General features: G+C 68.2%; 9 protein-coding genes. 3 read left to right on the top strand and 6 right to left on the bottom strand.

What is annotated here, in order from left to right; translation table 11 throughout:
- Positions 1 to 207: 207 nt before the first annotated feature.
- Together AB4120_RS13630 and AB4120_RS13625 are read left to right on the top strand one after the other, a co-directional pair.
- On the top strand, positions 208 to 567 hold the full coding sequence (locus AB4120_RS13630) for a hypothetical protein (RefSeq protein ID WP_441642375.1): 360 nt from the start codon (positions 208 to 210) through the stop codon (positions 565 to 567).
- 298 nt (positions 568 to 865) lie between these two features.
- The gene (locus tag AB4120_RS13625; RefSeq protein WP_262389929.1) at positions 866 to 1294 is read left to right on the top strand and encodes a hypothetical protein; all 429 of its coding nucleotides are present in this window, start codon (positions 866 to 868) and stop codon (positions 1292 to 1294) included.
- A gap of 25 nt (positions 1295 to 1319) precedes the next feature.
- Here AB4120_RS13625 and AB4120_RS13620 read toward each other — a convergent pair whose 3' ends face one another.
- Positions 1320 to 1862 (bottom strand): malto-oligosyltrehalose synthase, encoded by a 543-nt coding sequence (locus AB4120_RS13620; protein WP_149137665.1) that lies wholly within the window; start codon positions 1860 to 1862, stop codon positions 1320 to 1322.
- A gap of 286 nt (positions 1863 to 2148) precedes the next feature.
- Between AB4120_RS13620 and AB4120_RS13615 the strand changes: the two genes are divergently transcribed.
- On the top strand, positions 2149 to 2469 hold the full coding sequence (locus tag AB4120_RS13615; protein WP_149137664.1) for a hypothetical protein: 321 nt from the start codon (positions 2149 to 2151) through the stop codon (positions 2467 to 2469).
- Between the two features lie 77 nt (positions 2470 to 2546).
- Here the strand turns inward: AB4120_RS13615 and AB4120_RS13610 are convergent, their stop codons facing one another.
- From AB4120_RS13610 to aspT, 5 genes are all read right to left on the bottom strand, one after another.
- Positions 2547 to 3383, bottom strand: coding sequence for a BON domain-containing protein (locus AB4120_RS13610; protein ID WP_262389806.1), 837 nt, complete (start codon positions 3381 to 3383; stop codon positions 2547 to 2549).
- A 173-nt stretch (positions 3384 to 3556) separates the two neighbouring features.
- Positions 3557 to 4933, bottom strand: a complete 1377-nt coding sequence (locus AB4120_RS13605; RefSeq protein WP_149139435.1) for an MFS transporter — start codon at positions 4931 to 4933, stop codon at positions 3557 to 3559.
- Between the two features lie 321 nt (positions 4934 to 5254).
- The gene (locus tag AB4120_RS13600; protein ID WP_262389805.1) at positions 5255 to 5719 is read right to left on the bottom strand and encodes a short-chain fatty acid transporter; all 465 of its coding nucleotides are present in this window, start codon (positions 5717 to 5719) and stop codon (positions 5255 to 5257) included.
- A 149-nt stretch (positions 5720 to 5868) separates the two neighbouring features.
- Positions 5869 to 11748, bottom strand: a complete 5880-nt coding sequence (gene uvrA / locus AB4120_RS13595) for an excinuclease ABC subunit UvrA (protein WP_441642374.1) — start codon at positions 11746 to 11748, stop codon at positions 5869 to 5871.
- Positions 11749 to 11970: 222 nt separating this feature from the next.
- The gene (gene aspT / locus AB4120_RS13590; RefSeq protein ID WP_149139250.1) at positions 11971 to 13668 is read right to left on the bottom strand and encodes an aspartate-alanine antiporter; all 1698 of its coding nucleotides are present in this window, start codon (positions 13666 to 13668) and stop codon (positions 11971 to 11973) included.
- Positions 13669 to 13725 lie beyond the last annotated feature (57 nt).

Below are 13725 nucleotides of genomic sequence, written 5' to 3'. Positions count from 1 at the left end.
CGGGGCTCGTGCGCTCCACGGCGCACGCCGGGCGTGCTCGCCCCGTCCCCCTTTTACATGCCGATATAAAAGGTGCAAAAGCCTGCACCGGCGCGGCGGGCAAGTAGTCGATGTCCTACATGTGTTTCAGGCATCGCCCCCAAGTGGCCGGCGGCCGTCCCGAATATCGTGGAAGTACCGTGAGGACACAATCTTGGAGAAACCAACATGAAACGCACGCTTACCGCCACCGCCCTCGCCCTCAGCGCACTGATCGCGATGCCCGCCATGGCCCAGGGGGGCGGCCAGGCCCCCGTCTCGCCGAACGTGCCGAACCCCAGCGCACCCCCGGCCCCGGAAGGCCCCAGCACGCAGCGCGGCACGCTGCCTTCCGCCACCCAACCCGGCGGCAGCGGCACGATGAGCAGCGGCTCGACCATGCAAAAGGACAGCACCACGACCAAGAAGGATTCCACGGCACGCTCGAAGAAGCCGCGCGAGCAAGGCGCCCCGGCCGTGCCGACCGCCGATGCGCCATCCGGCCCGAAGGGTGATTCGCCGGACCCGGCCCCGGGCACCAAGCGCTAATTCTCAACCAGCCCGCCGACCGGCCCCGCGCCGCCCAACTGCGTCTTGCAGCGGGGCGGCGCTTTGGCGCTTGCGCGTGGTGCACGTATTGCGCGGCTTGCATGCGTGCAAGACTGATCTGCACGAAATTTCAGGGAGATATGGATCGGCCTTTCGTCCCGGAGCGGCTGCGGTCTCCTACAGTGAGACATGACAAGACAACCGCAAGGACATGACGGAGACGTTGATGGATGCATTGACTACTACACTCGCCCGATTGAGCCAACATGCCCAGTCGTGCGCAGAGTCGTTGTCCGCCGTGGTCGCCGCGGCGTCTGACCCGCAGATGCGCGCCGTGCTGGCCCATCGCGCGAATATGCAGCGCTGTGCGGCGGCCGAACTCGCCGTCCGGGCCGGGGCCACGCTGGGCGACGGACACGGTACTTTGCACGGCGCTTCCGTGCCCCCGCCGCGCCGCGACGCGCCGGGCAGCGCCGGCATGCCCTCGGCGGACGCCGGCGAGTTGCTGCTGCTGCGCCACGCGGCACAACAGGCGGGCCGAGCGGCCAGCGCCTATGGCGCGCTGCTGCGCGAGCCGATCGACGACCCGGACCTGCGGCTGCTGCTTGCGCACTACTACCGGGGCGCGACAGAATTGCAACGGCTGCTGGAACAGCGTGTGGCCGAGTTCTCCCCGGCGCGGGCTGCGGGCATGGCCTCCCGGCGCATGAGTCCGCCGGTACATTAGACGGTAGAAGGAAGACGGGAGCGTCCTAGCCTTGCGGATAGGCGGCGTGCAGCAGCCCCGCCTGGCGCGGCGCGGTCAGTTCCTGTTGCGGCTGGTACGGCCGGATCACCAACGCCACGTAATCGTCGTTCTTGGGCGACACCACCAGATACACCAGACCCGACATGACCAGGGCCACCTCGCCCAGTTGCGCAGCGATGCGCGCGGCAATGAAGCGCTGGAGCAGCACCGGGTCCACCGTGGCGTCGATGGCGAGCGCAGCCGTGCAGATCGTCATCAGGCATTGTTCCACGGCGCGGCAGACCACCACCACCTCGTCGATGGCGTACCCGGTGTGGGCCGCGCGCACGAGCACGGAAATGCCCTCGCTGGTGGTAGCGCGATGCCAGCCGGGTTTGGCGCGGAAATCGGGCAGCGTGAGGCGAGACCCAGCGCCCGTGGCCACCGCGTTGAACTGGTGGGCGAAGTCGCGCGGACTGATCGAGAGGAGTTGTTTTTCCACGGGCGTGGAGGAGACGGCCACCGATGAGGCGAGGCTCATCGTCACCAGGATGCCGGACAAGTTCATCGTGATCTCCCTGGCTGACGCCCGGCGGTGCCCTGCACCGCGTGGGTCACGCAGCCCACCATCCCTGAGCAATTGGCATTCCAGCCTCTGGCGGGCGGTCTGCATGACGCATGTGTGTCGCGGTCCCCTGCCTGGAACTATAGGCGGCGGCGGGTCTTGGTGAAAACCCTCGTCCGTGCCGTAGCGCATGCTGGCCGCCCTGCCGCGCGGGATGTGCCGACTGGCATGCAACTTGCCGCCCTTCCGAGTCGAAGGACATGTGAAAACGATCATCAGGAGCCCCATCATGAGCAAAAGGTCCCGCCATCCGCATGACACGCCGGCCCGACAAGCGGACCAGACCGGCGCCAGCGACCCCGCAAGCATCCCGAGCACGCTCGACCCCAACCTCGACACCGATGCCGGCGACCTGGAACGCGAACTGGAACTCGAAATGGGACAGACCGAGCGCGACCTCCACGTTGCCACCGAGGAAGACAACCCCGAGGACGAGATCTCTGAGGAAGTACAGCGCGCCGCCGAATCCCTGCCGTCCGACACCCCGGTCGACCGCGCCGACCAGACCGACAAGCGCATGGAGAATCCGCCCAACGGCAGCGATCTGTAGGTCGCCCTCCCGGCCATGAAACCCGCCATGAAAAATGCCCCGGCGGACCGGGGCATCGTATTGGGCGTGGGACCGGCTTATTCCGATGCCAGCACGCCATATGGGCGGATGTGGAGCTTGTTGATCACATCCGTCACGCCGAAGGTGTCATCGGCGATGTCTTCCACCTCGTACTTGATGCGCCGGTTGTCCACCGAGCCGGTCAGGGTGACGATGCTGCCCATGACGGTGACATCCACCTCGCTCACGTCCAGCCCAGACTCATGGGCCAGCCGTTCACAAAGTTCCTCGCGGATGCGCTCGTCGCTGCGCGTGTAGTTCTTCGGCCCCACCCGGCGCGAATAGCCATAGGGCGACCGCTCCTGCCCGAATGACTGGTCGCCGCGTGAACGCTGGCGGTAGTTGCGGCCGGCGTCTGCCTCGTAGCCGCGCTGGGGCTGGTAGGGCTGGGAGGGCTGGGAGGGCTCGTGCGGCGGATAGGAGTCGGCGCCCCGGGCGGGCTCTGCCGGGGAGCGCGAGGCGGCCTGATAGCCATCCTCATAGCCGCTGCTGTAGGCGCTGACGTAGCCCCGGTTGTGGGGCGCGCTCTCGTCGCGGTTCTCGTCGAAGGTGGAGCGGGCCGGATAGTAGACCGGGCCCCCACGCGCCTGGTTGCCCTGGCGACCCCACTGGCTCCCCTCCGTGCGGCCGCGTCGCCAGGCGCCGCCATCACGCACGCTGTCTTCGGGCGCGTTCCAGGCGTTGTCGCTGGCGTCGTAGGGATTGCGGTCGCGCGTGTTGCCGTACCGGCCGCCCGACAGGTCCCGTCCCCGCCAGTTCCGATCATCGCCCGGTACGTGACCGTAGCCTTGCTCCGAGCCGCCGTAACGCTGGTCCGGCCACCGGCGTTGGCCATAGTCGTCTGATCGCTTCATTGCGTTCCTCCATGGACTGGGGCGCGAGTCGCGGCCCCGATACGGAAGAAACGGCAAGTTTCATACCGAGCCCGGCGGGCGCTCGGTGTGGCGAATAATTCACTCACGGCATGCAGTTTCTACAAGCCGTGCGCGCACAAAGCGGCGCCGCTTATTTCCCGCCTATTTGCCGCTTACTTGCCGGTGGCCCGCATGGCGGCGCTGTCCGCGCTGTCCGCACTTTGCGGCGTCACCAGCCGCAGGCCGCTGGCGATGGCCGCCAGCCCGGCAAAGCCGGCGCCGAGCGACAGCGCCAGAGTCGGGCCATGTTCGCCGGCGATGCTGAAGGACAGCGCCACCAGCGCAGCGCCCATGGCCTGGCCGATCAGGCGGGCCGTGGCAATCACCCCGCTCGCACCGCCCGAGCGCTCGCGCGGTGCGCTGCCCATCAACGCCTTGAGGTTCGGCGACTGGAAGAAGCCAAAACCAGCCCCACAGATCGCCATGCGGATGCCGATGTTCAGCGCGCTGGCGTCCGCCGGCATCATCGCCAGCGACGCCATGCCGGCCGCCATCACGGCCAGCCCCACCCCGCCGAGCAGGCCGGGCGGATAGCGGTCAGACAGGCGCCCCGCCAGCGGCGCCATCAGGGCCACCACGGCAGACCAAGGGGTGAGCAGGAAGCCGGTTTCCACCGGGTTGCGCCCCAGCACATGCTCGAAATAGAACGGCAGCGACACAAAGGCCAGCCCCTGCGCGGCAAACGAGCAGACGGCGGTCAGCGTGGAGAGCGCGAACATTGGCCGGCGGAAGAGGTCCACCGGCAGCATCGGCGCCGGGTGGCCGCGCTCGCGGCGCAGCAGCAGCACGAAAGCGATGGCGAACACCGCGGCGGCAGCCACCACGTATTCCACTGGCTCGCGCTGCACGCCCTCGCCGAGCGCGAAGATCAGCGCCGCGAAGGTGATGACGTTGAGCACGGCCGCCACGGGGTCGAAGCCATGCGTGCTGCGCTTGCTTTCCGGCAGCGAGCGCCAGCCGATCGACAGCGCCAGCAGCCCGATCGGCAGGTTCACGGCGAACAGCCACGGCCAGGTGCCGAACGAGAGAATGACGGATGCCACGGTCGGCCCGACGGCGAACGACACTCCGACGATCAGCGCGTTCAGCCCCAGCCCGCGCCCGAGCCGGTGCATCGGAAAAATCGCGGAAATCAGCGCCGTGTTCACGCTCATGATGGCGGCGGCGCCGATGCCCTGCAGCGCCCGCGCGGCAGCCAGCGACGGCAGTGACCACGCCATCGCGCAGATCACCGAGGAGATGACAAAGACGATGACCCCGCTCAGGTACATGCGCCGATGACCGACGATGCCGCTCAATGCGGCAAACGGCAGCAGCGTGGCCACCATCGCCAGTTGGTAGGCGTTGATGATCCAGACCGAGGCCTGCGGGGTACTGCGCAAGTCCGCCGCGATGGCCGGCAGCGCAGTGTTGGCGATGGCCGTATCGAGCGTGGCCAGCGCTACCGCGATCATGATCGCCGCCATGCCGCGCTTCTCGCGCGGCGTCATGGCGTTGTCGAGCGGGGGCTGCGTGGCGGGATTGGGCTGCGCGGAGGACGGCTGGCTGGCGGGGGTCTGCACGGTCGGATACCAGTAGGGGCGATCGGGGGCGAAGGCGCCGGACCGGCTTGACCCCATCGGGGGCCGTCCTTGTCGCCAAATCGAGACAATACGGGAAAACGCGCGGGCCTGCTGAAGGCGCCTCAGCGTCCGCTTAATAGATCAGGGGGAAGTTGCCGGGAGATCGCAGCCGATGGGGAGGGGTTCCCCACCGTTACGGACGCGATGTCAGCGAGATACTGGATAAGTCAACGAATCAGCACCAACGAATCAGTACCGCATCTGCACGTCGTCCACGCGGTTGGTGCGCGTGTTGAACAGGCAGGTGTAGCGGAACGACATGGCCGCGTCGGAAGCATCGGGCTCGAAGGTGCCCTCGCCGTTAACGCCGGTCTGCGTACTGCTCTGCTGATAGATCCGCTCGCGGTCCGGCATCATCATCACGCTGCCGGGCTTCGGATAGCGCTGCTTGACCGCGCTGGTCACGGCTTTTTCGCAGGCGTTGCCGGCGGCTTCCATCTGCGACCGGCTCAGGCCACCGGCAGCGCCATAGGCGCCGCCCGGCGCTGGCGTGATCGTGGTGGCGGGTGGCGCCGGCATCCGCTGCGGTGGCGCCGGAGGCGGCGTGGTGCAGGCCGCCAGCAAGGCGACCGTGACCAGCCCCAGGCTGGCCGCCGGCAAAGCAGAGGAACGGAAACAGAAGCGGGAGAAAAAGCGTGACGAAAAACGGGGCATCGGGTCGGTTCCGGTATCGACTACGGACCGTCGGATGACGGGGATATCGGAACGACTCTATGCCAGGAATGCAGTGGGAGCAACCCGGATGACGTCGCTTTCGTCACTTTCGACCTTATTCGACCTTATTCGACCTTATTCGACCGTCATTAGACCGCAATCCCCCGCTTTTCCCGCTCGGCGCCTTCTTGTGGTTCGCGCGCCAGCACTGGCACAAGCGCCGCGCCCGTGTGGCTCGCCGCGATTCGCGACAGCGCCTCCGGGTCCGCCGCACCAACGATCGTCCCGCCGGCCGCCCCGCCTTCCGGGCCGAGGTCGATGATCCAGTCCGCTTCGGCAATCACGTCGAGGTCATGCTCGATCACCACCACGCTGTGGCCGCCATCGGTCAGCCGGTGCAACACGCGAATCAGCCGCGCCACATCGGCCATATGCAGGCCCACGGTCGGTTCGTCCAACACGTACAGCGTGTGCGGCGCCTTCTGGCCCCGGCGCGTGATGTCGTCGCGCACCTTCGACAGCTCCGTCACCAGCTTGATCCGCTGTGCCTCCCCGCCAGACAGCGTGGGCGATGGCTGCCCCAGCGTCAGGTAGCCCAGGCCGACATCCTTCATCAGTTGCAGCGGATGGGCGATCTGCGTGATGGCGCCGAAGAACTCCACCGCCTCGTCGATCTCCATGGTCAGCACTTCGCCGATGTTCTTGCCGCGCCAGGTCACCGCCAGCGTCTCGGGGTTGAAGCGCTGGCCGTGGCAAACATCGCAAGGCACCTTCACATCGGGCAGGAAGCTCATGCCGATGGTACGCACGCCCTGCCCCTCGCAGGCCGGGCAGCGCCCCTCGCCGGTATTGAACGAGAAGCGCGAGGCGCTGTAGCCGCGCGCCTTGGCCTCCAGTGTTTCCGCAAACATCTTCCGGATCGCGTCCCAGACCCCGATATAGGTGGCCGGGCACGAGCGCGGCGTCTTGCCGATGGGGGTCTGGTCCACCTCCAGCACGCGGTCGATGGACTCCCACCCGGTGATCGACGCGCAACCATGCCACGCATGTTCCACATTGAGCGTACGCGTCGCCGTGGGCTTGCCCGCCTTCTCGGCGGCGGCACGCGCCCGGCGCGTGGCTGGCGACGACATCACCGAGCGCCCCACGGCGTCCAGCAGGTTGGTCATCAGCACGTCCCGCGCGAGCGTGGACTTGCCCGAGCCTGACACCCCGGTAATCGCCACCAGCCGCGCCAGCGGAATCCGCGCCGTGACATGGCGCAGGTTGTGCAGATGGGCGCCCTCCACCGTCAGCCATTGCGCCGGCTCGGCTTCCCGGCCCGCACGCGCCGGCCGCACCGCGCGGCGCGGCTGGAGCGGGTGGATGATCGGCCGCGCCAGGAACTGGCCCGTGGTGGAGTCCGGCGCGGCAGCCAGCGCCGCCACGCCGCCCTGCGCCACGAGATGGCCGCCGCGCTTGCCAGCGCCGGGGCCAATATCGATGATGTGGTCGGCACGGCGGATGGTGTCCTCGTCATGCTCCACCACGACCAGCGTATTGCCCTTGTCGCCAAGCTTGCGCAGGGCGTCCAGCAGGATCTGGTTGTCGCGCGGATGCAGGCCGATGGTCGGTTCGTCCAGCACGTAGCACACGCCCTGCAGGTTGCTGCCCAGTTGCGCCGCCAGGCGGATGCGCTGCGCTTCGCCGCCCGAAAGGCTCGGCGCGGCCCGGTCCAGGCTCAGGTAGCCCAGCCCCACTTCCTCCAGGAATTGCAGCCGGCTGGCGATTTCCGACACCACGTCACGCGCAATCTCGGCGTCGCGGCCTTTCAGCCGCAGGCCGTCCACCCAACGCCGTGTATCGGACACGGTCCATTGGGCGACGTCCGTAATCGCGCTGGCCTCGAAGGTCACCGCGCGCGCCACCGGGTTCAGCCGCGTGCCGCTGCAATCTGCGCACGGCGTATCGCCCACGCCTTCCGGTTCCTGCTCCTCGGACGGCAGGCTCTGCTCGCGCCCACGGTTGTCGTCGGCGCCAAGCACCGTGTCGTCGAAGGCCGCGCGCTGCTCGCGTGTCAGCGCCAGCCCCGTGCCCACGCAGGTGGTGCACCAGCCGTGCTTGCTGTTGTACGAGAACATGCGCGGATCGAGTTCCGGGTAGCTCGTGCCGCAGACCGGGCAGGCGCGCTTCGTCGAAAAAACCTTGGTTTCGCCGACGTGGCCCGTGCCACGGCCACCGTGGATGGCGTCTTGCAGCCCGTCCAGCGGTGCCAGCAGGTGCATCACGCCCTTGCCCACCTCCAGCGTCTGGTCCAGCAGCGCGCGCAGCGCCGCCTCGTTATCCGCCGAAATCACGATGTCGCCCACCGGCAGCTCGATGGTGTGCTCGCGGAAGCGGTCCAGGCGCGGCCAGGGGTCCACGGGCAGGAACTCGCCGTCCACGCGCAGGTGGGTGTTGCCGCGCGCCTTGGCCCATTTGGCCAGATCCGTATAGACACCCTTGCGGTTCACCACCAGCGGCGCCAGCAGGCCCACGTGCTGGCCGCGATGGTCGCGCAGCAGCTGCGCCACGATGGACGCCGCGCTCTGCGATGTCACCGGCGCGCCGTCATGCACGCAGTGCTGGATGCCGAGCTTCACGTACAGCAGGCGCAGGAAGTGCCAGACCTCGGACGTGGTCGCCACCGTGCTCTTGCGGCCACCGCGCGACAGCCGCTGCTCGATGGCCACCGTCGGCGGAATGCCATAGACCGCGTCCACCTCCGGCCGCCCGGCCGGCTGCACGATCGACCGCGCATAGGCGTTCAGCGATTCCAGATAGCGGCGCTGGCCCTCGTGGAACAGGATGTCGAAGGCCAGCGTGGACTTGCCCGACCCCGAGACGCCCGTGATCACGTTGAACTTCCCGTGTGGGATATCGACATTCAACGATTTCAGGTTGTGCTCGTGCGCGTTGACGATGCGCACCACCCCCTCGCCCTCGATGGCCCGGCGCGCGCGTTTGGCCTGCAACGCGGCTTGCAACGGCAGGCCGTGCCCGGCCATTTCGGCGCGCTCGGCGGCCAGCGTGCCGGCCTCGCCCATCGCCTGGTCATATTGGATCAGCGCATGGCCGGTATGCGAGTGTTCGCAACCCTTGACGTCCTCGGGCGTGCCCACGCACAGCACCTCGCCGCCAGCGTCGCCGCCCTCCGGCCCAAGGTCGATCAGCCAGTCCGCCGCGCGAATCACGTCCAGGTTGTGCTCGATCACGATCAGCGAATGGCCGCCGTCCAGCAGCTTGCCGAACGCGCGCATCAGCTTGGCGATGTCGTCGAAATGCAGGCCGGTGGTCGGTTCGTCGAACATGAACAGCCGCCGGGGCAGGATCACCGCTTTGCGGTTCTTCACCGGCTGGGCCTGCGCGGTCTCGGCCAGGAAGCCGGCCAGCTTGAGCCGCTGGGCCTCTCCGCCGGACAGCGTCGGCACGGGCTGGCCCAGCTTCACGTATTCCAGGCCCACGTCGGCAATCGGCGCCAACACGCGCAACACCGCGGCATCGTCGGCGAATAGCGCCGTGGCCTCGCTGACGGTCAGTTCCAGCACGTCGGCCACGCTGAGCTGGCGCGGTGGCTGGCCGCGCACGGCGCGGGCGATCTTCACCTCGAGCACCTCGGCGCGGTAGCGCGTGCCGTCGCAATCGGGGCAGCGCAGGTAAACGTCGCTCAGGAACTGCATCTCCACGTGCTCGAAGCCGGAGCCGCCGCAGGTTGGGCAGCGCCCATCGCCCGAATTGAAGCTGAAGGTGCCGGCCGTGTAGCCGCGCTGGAGCGCCAGCGGCGCGCGGGCGAACAGCTTGCGGATCTCGTCGAACGCACCCACGTAGCTGGCCGGGTTGGAGCGCGCGGTCTTGCCGATGGGCGACTGGTCCACGAAGACCACGTCGTCCACCTGCTCGGCGCCAATCAGGTCGCGGAATGCGCCCGGGGACTCGGTGGCCTTGCCGAAATGGCGCGCCATGGCCGGGTACAGCACGTCCTGCAGCAGCGTGGATTTGCCCGAGCCGGACACGCCGGTCACGCACACCAGCCGGTTTAGCGGAATCTCCACGCTGACATCGCGCAGGTTGTGCTCGGTGGCGCCTTCCAGCCGGAGGCGCGGGGTGTCCGCATCGACCTTGCGTGGCTGCCAGTGCGACGCATCCGTCACAAGGCGCCGACCACCGAGGTAGTCGCCCGTCAGCGTGCGTTCATGGCGGATGGCCGCCGGCGTGCCGTCGAAGACGATCTCGCCGCCGCGCTCGCCGGGGCCGGGGCCCATATCGATCAGGCGGTCGGCCGCCAGCATCACCGAGGGGTCGTGCTCCACCACCACCAGCGTGTTGCCGGCGTCGCGGAGGCGGTGCATCGCCTCCACGATCCGGTTCAGGTCGCGCGGATGCAGGCCGATGCTCGGCTCATCGAGCACAAACAGCGTGTTGACCAGCGAGGTGCCCAGCGCCGTGGTCAGGTTGATCCGCTGCACCTCCCCGCCAGACAGCGTGCGGCTCTGGCGGTCCAGCGTCAGGTAGCCCAGGCCCACGTCGCACAGGTACTTCAGCCGCGTGCGCACCTCGGCCAGCAGCAGCTTGAGGGCGTCGTCGAGCAAGGCGCTCGGCAGCGTCAGATCGTCGAAGAAGCGGCGGATGCGGGCAATCGGCATCAGCATCAGGTCGTGCACGGTCAGGCCCGGCAGGGCCTCCAGCTGGGTGCGGTCCCAGTCCACGCCGCGCGGCAGGAAGCGGTGGTCCGGCTGGAGCACGGCGTCGGCATTGGCCTTGTCGCCCAGGCGCCAGAGCAGCGATTCGGTCTTGAGGCGGGCGCCGCCGCAGGTTTCGCACGGTGTGTAGCTGCGGTACTTCGACAAGAGCACGCGGATGTGCATCTTGTACGCCTTCGACTCCAGGTAGTTGAAGAACCGCATCACGCCGTACCACTGCTTGTTCCACTGGCCGTTCCAGTCCGGCGAGCCGTGGATGACCCAGTGCTGCTCGGCCTCGCTGAGCTGGTTCCACGGCAGGTCACGCGGAATGCCGGCGCGGGCGGCGTAGCGCATCAGGTCGTCCTGGCATTCCTTCCAGGCCGGCGTCTGCATCGGCTTGATCGCGCCGTCGCGCAGGGACTTGCGGCTATCGGGAATCACCAGGCCCAGGTCCACGCCGATGACCCGGCCGAAGCCCCGGCAGGTCTCGCAGGCGCCATAGGCGGAATTGAACGAGAACAGCGCCGGCTGCGGGTCCGCGTAGCGGATATCGCTTTCCGGGCTGTGCAGGCCGGTGGAGAAGCGCCAGACCGGGCCATCGCCGGCATCCGTCACCACGTTCACGCTGACGCGCCCGCCGCCGCGCTTGAGCGAGGCTTCGATGGCTTCCACGGCGCGGGCCTTCTCTACATTGGCGATGCGGAAGCGGTCTGCCACCACATCCAGCACCTTGCGGCTGCCGGTGGCGGACTCGACCACGCGCTGGCCGTGCACGCGCGTGTAGCCGCTGACGGACAGCCATTGCGCCACCTCTTCCTCGGTGGCCGAGGCCGGCAGTTCCACGGGGAAGGTCACCACCAGCCGGGCATCGGCAAACGGCGCACCGGGCGCGGTGCGGGCGGCCAGTTCGGCGTAGATGGTCTCGGGCGAGTCATGCCGCACCGGCAGGGCCGTCTGGCGGTCGAACAGTTCGGCGGCCCGCGCGTAGAGCAGCTTCAGGTGGTCGTTCAGCTCGGTCATCGTGCCGACGGTGGACCGCGAGCTGCGCACCGGGTTGGTCTGGTCGATGGCGATGGCCGGCGGCACGCCGTCCACCTTGTCCACCTGCGGGCGGTCCATGCGGTCCAGGAACTGGCGCGCGTAGGCGCTGAAGGTCTCCACGTAGCGGCGCTGGCCTTCCGCGTAGAGCGTATCGAAGACCAGGCTGGACTTGCCCGAGCCCGAGGGGCCCGTCACCACGGTCATCTGGCCCGTGTGCAGGTCAAGGTCGATATTCTTGAGATTGTGCTGACGGGCGCCGCGGATGCGGATCAGGCCATGGTCGGACAATTTTGCCTCGCAAATCAATGAGTTAAGCGCAATGCAGGGGGCGATTGGACAGCCAGAGCCCACCATCGTACTCCGATCGGCTCGGCGATTTACGATGGCTTGGCGGGTCCCGGCAGGGTCTCGTGTGGCGCTACTATACTGTATAAACGTACAGTGCGTGGAGCGCGGTGGCTGCGGCAGAGTGCGCAGCGGCGGGCGATGGGAAATCCGGGCGGGGGATGGCTAACCCAGCCGGTAGGCCAGCGCGACGATGATCGGGCCGAGTACGGGAAGCATCACATTGGCGATGGCATAGGTCACCGTGTAGCCAAGCAGCGGCACCGAGCTCTGGCTGGCCGCCAGGATGGCGCTGATCGCCGGCGTGCTGACGTGCTGTCCGGCGATGGCGCCAATCAGCAACGGGCCCTCGATCTTCAGGAACATGTGGCCGATCCACAGGGACAGGCAAGCCGGCACCAGCGACACGGCAAGGCCCACCAGCGGCAGCATCGCGCCATGCTCGCGCACCAGCGTCATGGCATCGGGGCCCGCCGACAAGCCCACGCTGGCGACGAATACCGCGAGCCCAAGGTCCTTCAGCAACTGGACGCCCGCCGGCGGCATGTCACCCAGCCCGGGCCGCTTGAAGTTGATCCAGCCGAACACCAGCCCGCTCAGCAGTGCCCCGCCACCGCTGCCGAGCGAGATCGGAACCCCGTACACCGTCGCCGACAGCATGCCCACCAGCAAGCCGAGCAGAATCCCCGTGCAGAGGAAGACGAGATCGGTGGTGTCCACGTGCCGCACGGCCGTGCCAAGTTCCTGCGCCGCCGCGCCCAGCGCCGGATCCGTGCCCACCAGGGTCAGGCGATCGCCATGCAGCAGCTGCGTCGCCGGCGTGATCGGCAGGCTCATGCCGGAGCGCATGATCTGCTGGACCCAGACGAAGCGAAGGTGCCGTTGCGTGGCCATCCGGGCGAGATCGCCCAGCGTGCGGCCGTTGAGACCGGGCTTGTTGACGATCACCTGGCGCTCGTCGAGCTGGAGCACATCGTGGTGGGCCGCCGGCGGCAACACCTCCACGCCAACCCGTTCGCCCGCATTGACCAGCCGCTCGCGCACGCCGATCAGGGCGACGATGTCGCCGGCCTCGATCTTCTGGTCCGGATCCGCTGAGAGGGATTCATCGCCGCGAAACAGACCCGCGACGAGGGTGCGCCCGCCAATCTGGCCTTCGAGCTGGCCGACGGTCAGCCCGGCCGCCCCTTCGGCACGATAGGCGCGCCCCACCAGGCGCGGCAGCGCCGGCTGCGTGGCCACGTCGTCGTCCGAGGCGGCCTCCAGCCGGGTGGCGAGCTCGCGGGACGCCGTCTTCAGGTTGAGCCGCAGCAGCGCGGGCGCAACCTGACTGGTGAAGAAGACAATGCTGACGAGGCCGACCAGATAGGTCAGCGTGTACGCGGTGGCGATGTTCGATTCCATCCGCGTCGTTTCCGCCTCGCCCAGGCCGAGGTGCTTGAGCGCTTCGGCCGCCGTGCCGACCACGGCCGATTCGGTCGCGGCGCCGGCCGCGAGCCCTGCCGCAGTACCGGGGTCCAGGCCCATCATCCGCGTGGCAGTGAGCACGATCGCGATGACGGCAATCGCCTCGATCAGGGGCAGCACCATGAACCGCAGGCTGGAGCGGTTCAGGTTGGCGAAGAACTGCGGGCCGCCGGAATAGCCCATCGCGAAGATGAACAGCGCGAAGGCCACCTCCTTCAGCTCGCCGTGGAGCTGGCAGCCGGTCTGCCCGATCAGCAGCGCAACGATCAGCGTGCCGCACACCCCGCCGAGCCCGATCGGCCCGATCTTGAGCTTGCCGACCGCATAGCCCAGCCCGACGGTCACGAACAGGACCGCCATGGGCACGTCGTTGAAGACTCCGACCGAACATTGCATGGTGACCTCTCCCGCGACGGGCGATTGCAGCGCTCGCCGCGCGACAACTGCGCTTCG

It is taken from the genome of Cupriavidus sp. 2KB_3 (genome assembly GCF_052115685.1).
In the GTDB taxonomy this organism is placed as follows: domain Bacteria; phylum Pseudomonadota; class Gammaproteobacteria; order Burkholderiales; family Burkholderiaceae; genus Cupriavidus; species Cupriavidus campinensis.
This window is presented reverse-complemented; position numbering and strand designations above follow the sequence as displayed.